Source organism: Streptomyces vilmorinianum, assembly GCF_005517195.1.
Classification (GTDB): domain Bacteria; phylum Actinomycetota; class Actinomycetes; order Streptomycetales; family Streptomycetaceae; genus Streptomyces; species Streptomyces vilmorinianum.
In genome coordinates this window covers 2,338,883-2,353,204 of the sequence record NZ_CP040244.1, presented here as the reverse complement: position 1 = coordinate 2,353,204, position 14,322 = coordinate 2,338,883, and the positions used below count along the sequence as shown (strand labels likewise).

Below are 14,322 nucleotides of genomic sequence, written 5' to 3'. Positions count from 1 at the left end.
CCCGGCGCGTCTCGGTCTCACTTCCGCAGCGCGGGCTCCTGCGAGGACTCCTGCTCCTGCGCCTTCCGGTTCTGCTCCTGCGTCGCGGACCTGCGGGTCGCACGGGCCTGACGCCCCGCCGGGACGACCAGCGGCGTCCCCGTCTGCGGGTCGTCGATGACCTGGCAGCGCAGCCCGAAGACCCGCTCGACCAGCTCGGCCGTCACGACCTCGGCCGGCGGACCCTCCGCGACGACCTCGCCGCCGCGGACGGCGATGAGGTGGGTGGCGTACCGGGCGGCGTGGTTGAGGTCGTGCAGGACGGCGACCAGGGTGCGGCCCTGGGTCTCGTGCAGCTCCGCGCACAGGTCGAGGACGTCGATCTGGTGCTGGATGTCGAGGAAGGTCGTCGGCTCGTCGAGCAGGAGCAGCGGCGTCTGCTGGGCGAGTGCCATGGCGATCCACACGCGCTGGCGCTGGCCGCCGGAGAGCTCGTCGACGTACCGCTCACCCAGCTCGGCGACACCGGTCGCCGCCATCGACTCCTGGACGATCCGCTCGTCCTCCGGGGACCACTGGCGCAGCAGCCCCTGGTGCGGATAGCGGCCGCGGGCCACCAGGTCGGCGACCGTGATGCCGTCGGGGGCGATGGAGGACTGGGGCAGCAGGCCGAGGGTCTTGGCGACCTTCTTGGCGGGCATGGTGTGGATGGTCTGCCCGTCGAGGAGCACGCGCCCCTGGGAGGGCTTGAGCATCCGGGACAGGGCGCGCAGGAGCGTCGACTTGCCGCAGGCGTTGGGGCCGACGATGACCGTGAAGGAGTTGTCGGGGATCGCGACGGACAGATCGCGGGCGATGATCCGCTGGTCGTAGGCGAGGGTGACCGACTCCGCGCTGAGCCGCTGTGGCTGGGTCTGGGGCTGAGTCCGGGTCTGGGTCTGGGTCTGACCGTCCATGGAGGTGCTCCTGAGGTTCTTCTCGTTCATATCCGTCCCGCCTTGCGCTCGGTGACGAGCAGCCACAGCAGATAGCAGCCGCCGAGCACACCGGTGATGACGCCGACGGGCAGCTGCCGGTCGCCGAAGGCGTTGGTCGCGGTCCAGTCGGCGACCAGCAGCAGCGCGGAGCCCATGAGGGCGGAGGCGGCGAGGTTCGGCCCGGGCGAGCGGGTCAGCCGGCGGGCCAGCTGGGGCGCGCTGAGCGAGACGAAGACGATGGGTCCCGCGGCGGCGGTCGCGACGGCGACGAGGAGCACGGCGGAGCCCATCAGCACGATGCGGGTCCGCTCGACCTTCACGCCGAGGGCGTACGCGGCGTCGTCGCCCATCTCCAGCATCCGCAGCGCCCGTCCGTGCCCCAGGACCAGCGGTACGAGCACACAGCTGACGGCGAACAGGGGCCAGAACTGGGCCCAGTCGCGCCCGTCCAGCGAACCGGTCATCCAGACCGTGGCGCGGGTGGCGTCGACCAGGTTGGCCTTGGTGATGAGGTAGTGGATGACGGCGGTGAGCATGGCGGCCGCGCCGATGCCGACGAGGACGAGGCGGTAGCCGTGGACGCCGCGCTTCCAGGCGAGCAGATAGATCGTGACGCCGGTGACCAGGGCGCCGATGACGGCTCCGGCGGCGGTGGCGCCCGCGCTGCCCTGGAAGAGCACGATGACGAGCAGCGCGCCGACGGAGGCGCCCTGGCCGAAGCCGATGACGTCGGGGCTGCCGAGCGGGTTGCGGGAGATGGACTGGAAGACGGCGCCGCCGATGCCGAGCGCGGCGCCGACGAACACGGCGACGAGCACGCGCGGCAGCCGCAGGTCCTGGACGACGAACTCCTGGACGGTGGTGCCGTCGCCGAGGAGGGTGGCGACGACGTCGCCGGGGGCGATGGGGAAGTCTCCGCTGCCGATGAGGACGACGCCGCCGGCGAGGGTGAGGACGAGCAGCGCGAGCACGGAGAGCGCGGCGCGCGGCTCGTACCGTACGGAGAGCCCGCCACCGGTCCGTATCGACTTGGTGGTCACAGCTGGGCCATCCTCTTGCGGCGTACGAGGTGGATGAAGACGGGTCCGCCGACGAGCGCGGTGACGATGCCGACCTGGAGCTCGGAGGGCCGGGCGACGAGCCGCCCGATCACGTCGGAGCCGAGGAGCAGGGCGGGCGAGAGGACGGCGGCGTACGGGAGGATCCACCGCATGTCGGGCCCGGTGATGGCGCGTACGAGGTACGGGACCATCAGCCCGAGGAACACGATGGGCCCGCAGGCGGCGGTCGCGGCGCCGCACATCAGGGTGACCGCCACCATCGCGAGGACGCGGGTGCGGTTGAGGTCGGCACCGAGGGCGCGGGCGGTGTCGTCGCCCATCTCCATGGCGTTGAGGGGCCGGGAGATGAGCAGGGCGAGGACCACACCGACGAGGATGAACGGGGCGACGCGGCGCACCGTCTCCATGTCGGCGGAGGCGAGCGAGCCGACGGTCCAGAAGCGGAGCCGGTCCAGGGCGGCGGAGTTCAGCAGCTGTACGGCGTTGACGTAGCCGTACAGCGCGGCGGTGGCGGCGGTTCCGGCGAGCGCGAGGCGCACGGGGGTGGAGCTGCGGCTGCCGCCGAGGACGTACACGACTACGGAGACGACGGCGGCGCCGAGGAACGCGAACCAGACGTAGTCGCTGACGTCGGTGACCCCGAGGAACGCGATCGCGGAGACGACGGCCGCGGCGGCACCGGCGTTGACACCGAGCAGCCCGGGCTCGGCGAGCGGGTTGCGGGTGAGGCCCTGCATGACGGCGCCGGAGAGGCCGAGCGCGACGCCGACGAGCAGTCCGAGGAGGGTGCGCGGGACGCGTACGTCATGGATGATGACGTCGTTTCCGACACCGCTGTTCTGGAACAGCCCGTGCCACACATCGCCGAGCGGCATCGGTTTGGCGCCGATCATGATGCTCAGGACACAGACCAGCAGCAGGACTCCGACGGCCACGACCAACCCGACGGCGCGCACGGAGTGCCGGCGCGTCGGCGTCTGGACAGGGCCGGTCGACTCCGCGCTCGCTCGGGAGGGACTCTCGACCAACACGGAGTTAGGTTAGCCTACCCTCCCCACCCCTCCGACCTGCGGGCCTCGTCTCCCTGCGCATCATCCGCCCCAAGGCCCCCGCCGGCCCGCGAACAGACCGTCGCGCCTCCGGGCCGACGGGGCGTCCCCGCCCTCGGCACGAGCTGCGGACCCGAACCCGCCCGGCGCGAAGCTGCCGGGCCGAACGGCCCCGAGGCCGCCCGACGCCCCACCCGCGGCGCGAAGCTGCCGCCCCGGGGGCGCGGGTGCGGAGCCCCGGCTCTCGTCAGAGTTTCGGGAAGGGGCGGGGTGGGGGAATCACCCCACCGTCACCACCCCAACCGCTCCAACGCCTTCCCCGCGTCCAGCCCGCACGCCCCAGCCCCCGCATCCGACCACGCCGCCCCGCACAACGCCCGCACCCCGTCCATCACGTCCAGCCCGTCCCGCTCCGCCTCCAGCACCAGCGCTCCCCCGCTCACCGACGCCGTCCATCCCCCACACACGAAGTCCCCGCCGGCCTCCACCACTTCCGGCTGCCCCACCAGCAACCCGCGCAGATCCGCGTCCACATACGTCGGCCGGTGCTCCGGCACCGCCGTGAGCAGCTGCGCCACATTCGTCACCCCGGTCAACACGAGCAGCGAGTCCACGCCCCCGTTGAACGCGCCTTCGATGTCCGTGTCCAGCCGATCCCCGACCACCAGCGGCCGCTGCGCCCCGGTCCGCAGCACCGTCTCCCGGTGCATCGGAGGCAACGGCTTCCCCGCCACCTTCGGCTCCGCGACGCCGCCCGTGGCGATCCGTACGACCTCCACCGCCGCCCCGTTCCCCGGCCCGATCCCCCGCGCCCCCGGAATCGTCAGGTCCGTGTTCGACGCGTACCACGGCACCCCACGCGCCACGGCGTAGCTCGCCTCCGCGAGCCGCCCCCACGGCAGCTCCGGCCCACCGTTCCCCTGGACCACCGCCGCCAGGCCGTCCACGTCCGCCGACTCCACCGGCTCCAGGCCACGCTCCCGCAGCGCCACCCGAAGCCCCTCCCCGCCGATCACCAACACCGGTGATCCGGCCGGTACTTCGTCGGCGATCAGCCGCGCCACCGCCTGCGCCGACGTGATGACGTCGCCCGCCTCCGCCGGGACACCCAGCTCGGTCAGATGCGCGGCCACCGCGTCCGGGGTGCGCAGCGCGTTGTTGGTGACGTAGGCGAGATGCATCCCGCCGGCCCGCGCCGTACCCAGCGCCTCGACCGCGTGCGCAATCGCCTCGCCCCCCGCGTACACCACCCCGTCCAGGTCGAGCAGCGCCGTGTCGTACGCCTCGCTCAGCGCCCGCGCGCTGCCGCCCGGCCGATTCCTGCCCTGTCGACCCTGGCCGCCGTCACCCATGACCTCGTCCTCCCTCACGTCACGGCGAACACCACCGCGAACATCACCGCGCGAGACTCCCCCGCTCCCCCGATCATCGCTCATTGCCACCACCCACTTACGATGACGCAATGAACACCAGAGGTCCTGCGGCCAACGACGGTCTGCACCTGGTCCCGTTCCGGGGACTCCGCTACGTTCCCGAACGGGTCGGCAGCCTGGCCGCCGTGACCTCACCGCCGTACGACGTCGTCGTACGCCCCGACGGACTGCACCACCTCGAGTCCGCCGACCCCCACAACATCGTCCGGCTGATCCTGCCGCAGGCCATCACCGCCGGCACCCGCCACCGCAAGGCCGCCGTCACGCTCGACCGCTGGCTCGCCGACGGCGTCCTCGCCCCGGACCCCGAGCCCGCCCTGTACGTCTACGAACAGAGCGGTGACGGCATCCTCCAGCGCGGCATCATCGGCGCGCTGGAACTCTCCACCCCGGCCGAGGGCATCGTGCTCCCCCACGAGGACGTGATGCCGCACGTCGTCGAGGACCGCGCCGCGCTGATGCGGACCACCGCCGCCAACCTCGAGCCGCTCCTCCTCACCTACCGGGGCAACGGCAACGGGGCCGCGGACGTCATCGAGCGCACCGTCCAGCGCGAGCCCCTGCTCTCCACGACCACGGAGGACGGCTTCAGCCACCGCCTCTGGTCGGTCACGGACCCCGCCGAACTGGCGGAGGTCTCCGCCGGCCTCGCCGAGCACCAGGCGCTGATCGCCGACGGCCACCACCGCTGGGCGACCTACCTCCGGCTCCGCGAGGAACACGCCCAGCCCAGCCCGTGGAACTACGGCCTGGTGCTCCTCATCGACACGGCCCGCTACCCCCTCCGGGTCCGCGCCATCCACCGCCTCCTCAACCGCCTCCCGGTCGCGGACGCGCTCGCGGCGCTCGGTGACGGCTTCCGCGTCCGCCGGCTCGAGGGCGCGCTGCCGACGGCCCTGGAGTCCCTGGAGTCCGCCGCGGCCGAGGGCAACGCCTTCCTCCTGGCCGGTGGCGGCGCCTTCCACCTCGTCGACCGGCCCGCCCCTGAGCTCCTCGCCCGCACGATCCGCACCGACCGCCCCGAGGCGTGGCGCACCCTGGACGCCACGGTCCTGCACTCCACGCTCCTCGACCACGTCTGGCACATCCCGGACGCCCCCGAGGACATCAGCTACATCCACGACACCGAGGCGGCCGTCGCCCAGGCCGAACGCCGTGGCGGTACGGCGGTGCTCATGCATCCCGTACGGGAGGAAGTCGTACGGGACCTGGCCCGGCAAGGCGTCACCATGCCCCGCAAGTCGACGTCCTTCGGGCCGAAGCCGGCGACGGGCCTGGTGCTCAGAAGCCTGGCGCTGGACTGAGGAAACGACAAAGGGCGGCACCCCGGGAAGGGGTGCCGCCCTTTGTCACACGACGTCAGTCCTTGTCGTCGAACTCGTCGTCCTCGTCGACGTCGTCCGCCTGGGCCACGGCGTCGGTCTCGTCGATCTCCTCGGACTCCAGCTCGTCGATGGCGTCCACGAACTCGACGCCGTCCAGCTCGGCGAGCCGGTCGGACGCGTCCGTGGCCCCGTCCTTGTCCGACTCGAGGGCCTTGGCGAACCACTCACGTGCCTCGGGCTCACGCCCGGCCGCGAGCAGCGCGTCGGCGTAGGCGTACCGCAGGCGCGCGGTCCACGGGTGGACGGCGGTGGACGCGAGCTCGGGGCTCTGCAGGGTCACGATGGCCGCGTCGAGCTGCCCCATGTCCCGGCGGGCGCCGGCGGCGACGAGCCGCATCTCGACCTGCCCGGCCTTGTCCAGCTTCTGCACCTCGGGCTCACCGGCCATGGCGAGCGCCCGCTCGGGCCGGCCCATGCCGCGCTCGCAGTCGGCCATCACGGGCCACAGCTCGACACCACCGGTCATCCGCCGCGCGGCCCGGAACTCGGCCAGCGCCTCGGAGTACTTCTGCGTCGCGTACGCGGCGAAACCGGCCGCCTCGCGGACCGCGGCGACACGGGACGCGAGACGCAGGGCGATACGGGAGTACGCGTACGCCTTCTCCGGGTCCTCGTCGATCAGGTTGGCGACCATGACGAGGTTGCGGGCGACGTCCTCGGCCAGGCCCTTGGGCAGGCTCATGAGCTCCTGGCGCACGTCCTGGTCGATCTCGTCACCGGTGACGTCGTCCGGGATCGGCAGCCGCTTGATCGGCGCCCGGTCCGGCCGGTCACGGTCACGGTCGTCCCGACGCCCGTAGCCACCCCGGTCGTCCCGACCGCGGTACCCACCCCGGCTGTCGTCACGCCGATCGTCCCGGCCCCGGTAGCCGCCGCCACCGCGGCTGTCGTCACGACGGGGCCCACGGGGACGGTCGTCCCGGCGGTCGTCGCGCCGGTCGTCACGGGGACGGTCGTCGCGGCGGAAGCCGCCACCACGGTTGTCATCGCGCCGGTCATCGCGCCGGTCGTCACGACGGAAGGCCGGCCGCTCATCACGCCGGTCGTCGCGGCGGAAGCCGCCGCCACGGTTGTCGTCACGACGGTCGTCACGACGGAACGGGGGACGGTCATCACGCCGGTCGTCGCGGCGGAAGCCGCCACCACGGTTGTCATCGCGCCGGTCATCACGACGGAAGCCGCCGCCACGGTTGTCGTCACGACGGTCGTCACGACGGAACGACGGACGGTCATCACGCCGGTCGTCACGCGGACGGTCGTCGCGACGGAAACCGCCACCACGGTTGTCATCGCGGCGGAAGCCACCGCCGCTGCCGCCACCACGGTTGTCATCGCGGCGGAAGCCACCGCCGCTGCCGCCACCACGGTTGTCGTCACGACGGTCGTCACGACGGAACGGGGGACGGTCATCACGCCGGTCGTCACGGGGACGGTCGTCCCGGCGGAAGCCGCCACCACGGTTGTCATCGCGCCGGTCATCACGACGGAAGGCCGGCCGCTCGTCACGACGCTCATCACGACGGAACGACGGACGGTCATCACGGCGGTCGTCACGCCGGTCGTCTCGCGGACGGTCGTCGCGACGGAAACCGCCACCACGGTTGTCATCGCGGCGGAAGCCACCGCCGCTGCCGCCACCACGGTTGTCGTCACGACGGTCATCGCGACGGAACGGGGGACGGTCATCACGGCGGTCGCCACGGGGACGATCGTCACGCCGGTCGTCGCGGGGACGATCGTCGCGGCGGAAGCCGCCACCACGGTTGTCATCGCGGCGGTCGTCACGACGGAAGCCGCCACCACGGTTGTCGTCACGACGCGGCCCACGGAAGCCGCCCCGCTCGCCACCGTCCCTACGACGCGGCTCGCGCTCCGGACGATCGCCGGGAGAGTTGGTGGACATCGACGTGACTCCTGTCTTCGGGTACTGCAGTCATTCTCGCGCAGTCGGCACCCCGACGCGCTTCGAAAAGTTCTAAGGAAAAACAAAAGGACCCTTGGTCCCAGCGTGAACGCTGGGACCAAGGGTCCTGAAAGATTGTTCGGCGGCGTCCTACTCTCCCACAGGGTCCCCCCTGCAGTACCATCGGCGCTGAAAGGCTTAGCTTCCGGGTTCGGAATGTAACCGGGCGTTTCCCTAACGCTATGACCACCGAAACCCTATCGGGTTCTAGCGAACAAGCACACTTTTCAATTAAGTAAGTGAAACTGGTTCAACCGGTGCGACTGTTCGCAACCCGGGAACCACACAGTGGACGCGAGCAACTGAGGACAAGCCCTCGGCCTATTAGTACCGGTCAGCTCCACCCATTACTGGGCTTCCACATCCGGCCTATCAACCCAGTCGTCTACTGGGAGCCTTACCCTCTCAAGGAGGTGGGAATACTCATCTCGAAGCAGGCTTCCCGCTTAGATGCTTTCAGCGGTTATCCCTCCCGAACGTAGCCAACCAGCCATGCCCTTGGCAGGACAACTGGCACACCAGAGGTTCGTCCGTCCCGGTCCTCTCGTACTAGGGACAGCCCTTCTCAATATTCCTACGCGCACAGCGGATAGGGACCGAACTGTCTCACGACGTTCTAAACCCAGCTCGCGTACCGCTTTAATGGGCGAACAGCCCAACCCTTGGGACCGACTCCAGCCCCAGGATGCGACGAGCCGACATCGAGGTGCCAAACCATCCCGTCGATATGGACTCTTGGGGAAGATCAGCCTGTTATCCCCGGGGTACCTTTTATCCGTTGAGCGACGGCGCTTCCACAAGCCACCGCCGGATCACTAGTCCCGACTTTCGTCCCTGCTCGACCCGTCGGTCTCACAGTCAAGCTCCCTTGTGCACTTACACTCAACACCTGATTGCCAACCAGGCTGAGGGAACCTTTGGGCGCCTCCGTTACCCTTTGGGAGGCAACCGCCCCAGTTAAACTACCCATCAGACACTGTCCCTGATCCGGATCACGGACCGAGGTTAGACATCCAGCACGACCAGAGTGGTATTTCAACGGCGACTCCACCATGACTGGCGTCACGGCTTCAAAGTCTCCCACCTATCCTACACAAGCCGAACCGAACACCAATATCAAACTGTAGTAAAGGTCCCGGGGTCTTTCCGTCCTGCTGCGCGAAACGAGCATCTTTACTCGTAGTGCAATTTCACCGGGCCTATGGTTGAGACAGTCGAGAAGTCGTTACGCCATTCGTGCAGGTCGGAACTTACCCGACAAGGAATTTCGCTACCTTAGGATGGTTATAGTTACCACCGCCGTTTACTGGCGCTTAAGTTCTCAGCTTCGCCCTGTCGAAACAGAGCTAACCGGTCCCCTTAACGTTCCAGCACCGGGCAGGCGTCAGTCCGTATACATCGCCTTACGGCTTCGCACGGACCTGTGTTTTTAGTAAACAGTCGCTTCTCGCTGGTCTCTGCGGCCACCCCCAGCTCACGGAGTAAATCCGATCACCAGTGATGGCCCCCCTTCTCCCGAAGTTACGGGGGCATTTTGCCGAGTTCCTTAACCATAGTTCACCCGAACGCCTCGGTATTCTCTACCTGACCACCTGAGTCGGTTTAGGGTACGGGCCGCCATGAAACTCGCTAGAGGCTTTTCTCGACAGCATAGGATCATCCACTTCACCACAATCGGCTCGGCATCAGGTCTCAGGCTATGTGCTGTCCGGATTTGCCTAGACAGCGCCCTACACCCTTACCCCGGGACAACCACCGCCCGGGCTGGACTACCTTCCTGCGTCACCCCATCGCTTACCTACTACCACCTTGGGTCAGCGGCTCCACCACTCCCCTTTGCCCGAAGGCTCCGGGGCGGCTTCACGGCCTTAGCATTAATGGGCTCGATATTGGGCGTTTCAAAGCGGGTACCGGAATATCAACCGGTTGTCCATCGACTACGCCTGTCGGCCTCGCCTTAGGTCCCGACTTACCCTGGGCAGATCAGCTTGACCCAGGAACCCTTAGTCAATCGGCGCACACGTTTCTCACGTGTGTATCGCTACTCATGCCTGCATTCTCACTCGTGAACCGTCCACAACTCGCTTCCGCGGCTGCTTCACCCGGCACACGACGCTCCCCTACCCATCACAGTCCCCGTTGGGGGTATGTACTGCAATGACACGACTTCGGCGGTACGCTTGAGCCCCGCTACATTGTCGGCGCGGAATCACTTGACCAGTGAGCTATTACGCACTCTTTCAAGGGTGGCTGCTTCTAAGCCAACCTCCTGGTTGTCTCTGCGACTCCACATCCTTTCCCACTTAGCGTACGCTTAGGGGCCTTAGTCGATGCTCTGGGCTGTTTCCCTCTCGACCATGGAGCTTATCCCCCACAGTCTCACTGCCGCGCTCTCACTTACCGGCATTCGGAGTTTGGCTAAGGTCAGTAACCCGGTAGGGCCCATCGCCTATCCAGTGCTCTACCTCCGGCAAGAAACACACGACGCTGCACCTAAATGCATTTCGGGGAGAACCAGCTATCACGGAGTTTGATTGGCCTTTCACCCCTAACCACAGGTCATCCCCCAGGTTTTCAACCCTGGTGGGTTCGGTCCTCCACGAAGTCTTACCTCCGCTTCAACCTGCCCATGGCTAGATCACTCCGCTTCGGGTCTTGAGCGTGCTACTGAATCGCCCTATTCGGACTCGCTTTCGCTACGGCTTCCCCACACGGGTTAACCTCGCAACACACCGCAAACTCGCAGGCTCATTCTTCAAAAGGCACGCAGTCACGAGATGGAAGCAAGCTCCCATCCGACGCTCCCACGGCTTGTAGGCACACGGTTTCAGGTACTATTTCACTCCGCTCCCGCGGTACTTTTCACCATTCCCTCACGGTACTATCCGCTATCGGTCACCAGGGAATATTTAGGCTTAGCGGGTGGTCCCGCCAGATTCACACGGGATTTCTCGGGCCCCGTGCTACTTGGGTGTCTCTCAAACGAGCCGTATGAATTTCAGCTACGGGGGTCTTACCCTCTACGCCGGACCTTTCGCATGTCCTTCGCCTATCCATACGGTTTCTGACTCGTCTCACAGCCGGCAGACTGTGAAAGAGAGATCCCACAACCCCGTATGCGCAACCCCTGCCGGGTATCACACGCATACGGTTTGGCCTCATCCGGTTTCGCTCGCCACTACTCCCGGAATCACGGTTGTTTTCTCTTCCTGAGGGTACTGAGATGTTTCACTTCCCCTCGTTCCCTCCACATGCCCTATGTGTTCAGGCATGGGTGACAGCCCATGACGACTGCCGGGTTTCCCCATTCGGAAACCCCCGGATCAAAGCCTGGTTGACGGCTCCCCGGGGACTATCGTGGCCTCCCACGTCCTTCATCGGTTCCTGGTGCCAAGGCATCCACCGTGCGCCCTTAAAAACTTGGCCACAGATGCTCGCGTCCACTGTGTAGTTCTCAAGCAACGACCAGCCACCCATCACCCCACCACGACGTGGCGAGTTCACTGGGGCCGGCATCGCGAAGATACAAACCTTACGGCCGTACCCTCAGATACCCAACAACGTGCCAAGCGCGAGCCACCCTCCGTGTTCTCCGTTCCACGCCGAAGCAGTACTGGAAGAACCATCAGGTCACTCACGCCAACTAATCAACGTTCCACCCATGAGCTGACCGTGCGAGACGTTTGCTCGCAATCGGTACTGTGCTCCTTAGAAAGGAGGTGATCCAGCCGCACCTTCCGGTACGGCTACCTTGTTACGACTTCGTCCCAATCGCCAGTCCCACCTTCGACAGCTCCCTCCCACAAGGGGTTGGGCCACCGGCTTCGGGTGTTACCGACTTTCGTGACGTGACGGGCGGTGTGTACAAGGCCCGGGAACGTATTCACCGCAGCAATGCTGATCTGCGATTACTAGCAACTCCGACTTCATGGGGTCGAGTTGCAGACCCCAATCCGAACTGAGACCGGCTTTTTGAGATTCGCTCCGCCTCGCGGCATCGCAGCTCTTTGTACCGGCCATTGTAGCACGTGTGCAGCCCAAGACATAAGGGGCATGATGACTTGACGTCGTCCCCACCTTCCTCCGAGTTGACCCCGGCGGTCTCCTGTGAGTCCCCATCACCCCGAAGGGCATGCTGGCAACACAGGACAAGGGTTGCGCTCGTTGCGGGACTTAACCCAACATCTCACGACACGAGCTGACGACAGCCATGCACCACCTGTATACCGACCACAAGGGGGGCACTATCTCTAATGCTTTCCGGTATATGTCAAGCCTTGGTAAGGTTCTTCGCGTTGCGTCGAATTAAGCCACATGCTCCGCTGCTTGTGCGGGCCCCCGTCAATTCCTTTGAGTTTTAGCCTTGCGGCCGTACTCCCCAGGCGGGGAACTTAATGCGTTAGCTGCGGCACCGACGACGTGGAATGTCGCCAACACCTAGTTCCCAACGTTTACGGCGTGGACTACCAGGGTATCTAATCCTGTTCGCTCCCCACGCTTTCGCTCCTCAGCGTCAGTAATGGCCCAGAGATCCGCCTTCGCCACCGGTGTTCCTCCTGATATCTGCGCATTTCACCGCTACACCAGGAATTCCGATCTCCCCTACCACACTCTAGCCTGCCCGTATCGGATGCAGACCCGGGGTTAAGCCCCGGGCTTTCACACCCGACGTGACAAGCCGCCTACGAGCTCTTTACGCCCAATAATTCCGGACAACGCTTGCGCCCTACGTATTACCGCGGCTGCTGGCACGTAGTTAGCCGGCGCTTCTTCTGCAGGTACCGTCACTTTCGCTTCTTCCCTGCTGAAAGAGGTTTACAACCCGAAGGCCGTCATCCCTCACGCGGCGTCGCTGCATCAGGCTTTCGCCCATTGTGCAATATTCCCCACTGCTGCCTCCCGTAGGAGTCTGGGCCGTGTCTCAGTCCCAGTGTGGCCGGTCGCCCTCTCAGGCCGGCTACCCGTCGTCGCCTTGGTGGGCCATTACCCCACCAACAAGCTGATAGGCCGCGGGCTCATCCTTCACCGCCGGAGCTTTCAACCAGCTTCCATGCGGAAGCCGGTGTTATCCGGTATTAGACCCCGTTTCCAGGGCTTGTCCCAGAGTGAAGGGCAGATTGCCCACGTGTTACTCACCCGTTCGCCACTAATCCACCCCGAAGGGCTTCATCGTTCGACTTGCATGTGTTAAGCACGCCGCCAGCGTTCGTCCTGAGCCAGGATCAAACTCTCCGTGAATGTTTACCGGTTATCCGGTGCACACCACGAGAGCGGAACGACCGGTCGGAATAGGACCAGTCGTTCACAGCGTCCTCGCTGTGTTGTTGCCTACCCGCCGCATGGGCCGGTAGGACTTTCAAAGGAACCTCGCCATCCGAAGATGGACGGGGTATCAACTAATCTGGCGTTGATTTTTGGCACGCTGTTGAGTTCTCAAGGAACGGACGCTTCCTTCGTACTCACCCTCTCGGGCTTTCCTCCGGGCTTTTCCCTTCGGTCTTTCGTGTTTCCAACCTTACCAGATCCTTTTCCGTTCCGTTTCCGGTTCGGATTTCGTTTCCGGTGGCCTGTTGGCGGCCTTTGCCTTTCGGCGTGGTCACTACTTTAGCCGAATTCCCCGGCGACTCATAATCGAGCCATTCGGACCAGATTTCGGCATGCCGAAAACCGCACCCGTTGGGGTTCGTCGTAGGTAGTGGATGGCCGCTCCGAGGTGCTTGAACAAGCACTGCCCGTTTCAAGCGGCTCGGGCTACGTTAGGCGTCCCAAGCACCCGAGTCAAGTTGGGTCAAGAGGTCCTCTTGCGTGGCGCATGGGCCCGGTACGGGCTCACCGTCGGGTCGTCGTCGATCCAGAAGCGCCAGGGGTGCGGGGCGCCCTCGCCGCCCACTCCCGTGCGCGGTCCGTTGCGGACCTGGTCAGCCGGGGGTGGGGTGCCGGTGAGGAGGGACAGAGGGGAGTCCGGGCCGGCGCAGGTGTCGGTGCCGTTCAGGGAGAGGGCCACGTCGAGGGCGCTCGCCAGGCGGGCCGGGCCTTTGGCCAGTTCTGTGTCGTATCGGGCCGAGAGTCGACGTTTGCGGGCCTCTTCCGCGCCGACCAGGATCTCGCCCGCGCGCAGCAGGACTCCGCTCGCGTGGCCCTCGGGGCCGCACACCAGGTTGAGGCAGTGCCACATGCCGTAGGTGAAGTAGACGTACGCGTGTCCGGGCGGGCCGAACATGACCGCGTTGCGGGCGGTGCGGCCGCGGAAGGCGTGGGAGCCGGGGTCGATCGCACCGGCGTACGCCTCCACCTCCGTGAGGCGGAGTTCGATGCGGCCTTCCTTCGATGTCCGTACGAGGGTGCGGCCCAGCAGATCGGGCGCGACCTCGAGGACGGGGCGATCGAAGAAGGCCCGCGTGAGCGGCGTACGGTCGGGGCTCTCGCTCATGGCGCACGAGCGTACTGGGGAACCGGCTACGGTCGTCGCGCGTAT

General features: G+C 66.3%; 8 protein-coding genes and 3 rRNA genes. 1 reads left to right on the top strand and 10 read right to left on the bottom strand.

Annotated elements, in window-relative coordinates; translation table 11 throughout:
• Positions 1 to 17: 17 nt before the first annotated feature.
• The 4 genes from FDM97_RS10985 to FDM97_RS10970 all read right to left on the bottom strand — a co-directional run bounded on the left by FDM97_RS10985 (position 18) and on the right by FDM97_RS10970 (position 4,418).
• Positions 18 to 935, bottom strand: a complete 918-nt coding sequence (locus tag FDM97_RS10985; protein WP_137994769.1) for an ABC transporter ATP-binding protein — start codon at positions 933 to 935, stop codon at positions 18 to 20.
• A gap of 26 nt (positions 936 to 961) precedes the next feature.
• Positions 962 to 1,996, bottom strand: a complete 1,035-nt coding sequence (locus FDM97_RS10980; protein ID WP_137990216.1) for a FecCD family ABC transporter permease — start codon at positions 1,994 to 1,996, stop codon at positions 962 to 964.
• A complete protein-coding gene (locus tag FDM97_RS10975; RefSeq protein ID WP_432816207.1) occupies positions 1,993 to 3,048 on the bottom strand; it encodes a FecCD family ABC transporter permease in 1,056 nt (351 codons plus the stop codon). Before FDM97_RS10975 ends, FDM97_RS10980 begins: the two co-directional genes overlap by 4 nt.
• A gap of 308 nt (positions 3,049 to 3,356) precedes the next feature.
• Positions 3,357 to 4,418 carry an HAD hydrolase-like protein gene (locus FDM97_RS10970; RefSeq protein ID WP_137994768.1) on the bottom strand — a complete coding sequence of 354 codons (1,062 nt, stop codon included), beginning with the start codon at positions 4,416 to 4,418 and terminating at the stop codon, positions 3,357 to 3,359.
• A gap of 110 nt (positions 4,419 to 4,528) precedes the next feature.
• Between FDM97_RS10970 and FDM97_RS10965 the strand changes: the two genes are divergently transcribed.
• Positions 4,529 to 5,803 (top strand): DUF1015 domain-containing protein, encoded by a 1,275-nt coding sequence (locus FDM97_RS10965; protein WP_137990215.1) that lies wholly within the window; start codon positions 4,529 to 4,531, stop codon positions 5,801 to 5,803.
• Between the two features lie 55 nt (positions 5,804 to 5,858).
• Here FDM97_RS10965 and FDM97_RS36160 read toward each other — a convergent pair whose 3' ends face one another.
• From FDM97_RS36160 to FDM97_RS10935, 6 genes are all read right to left on the bottom strand, one after another.
• Entirely contained in the window at positions 5,859 to 6,581 is a 723-nt protein-coding gene (locus FDM97_RS36160) for a tetratricopeptide repeat protein (RefSeq protein ID WP_254705560.1), read from the bottom strand.
• On the bottom strand, positions 6,563 to 7,909 hold the full coding sequence (locus FDM97_RS36155; protein WP_217510302.1) for a hypothetical protein: 1,347 nt from the start codon (positions 7,907 to 7,909) through the stop codon (positions 6,563 to 6,565). Before FDM97_RS36155 ends, FDM97_RS36160 begins: the two co-directional genes overlap by 19 nt.
• A gap of 15 nt (positions 7,910 to 7,924) precedes the next feature.
• Positions 7,925 to 8,041: ribosomal RNA gene (gene rrf / locus FDM97_RS10955) — 5S ribosomal RNA — on the bottom strand.
• A gap of 110 nt (positions 8,042 to 8,151) precedes the next feature.
• Positions 8,152 to 11,273: ribosomal RNA gene (locus tag FDM97_RS10950) — 23S ribosomal RNA — on the bottom strand.
• 286 nt (positions 11,274 to 11,559) lie between these two features.
• Positions 11,560 to 13,085, bottom strand: a 16S ribosomal RNA gene (locus FDM97_RS10945).
• The 16S, 23S and 5S rRNA genes sit together here, the layout of an rRNA operon.
• A gap of 550 nt (positions 13,086 to 13,635) precedes the next feature.
• On the bottom strand, positions 13,636 to 14,277 hold the full coding sequence (locus tag FDM97_RS10935) for a DNA-3-methyladenine glycosylase (protein ID WP_137990212.1): 642 nt from the start codon (positions 14,275 to 14,277) through the stop codon (positions 13,636 to 13,638).
• Positions 14,278 to 14,322 lie beyond the last annotated feature (45 nt).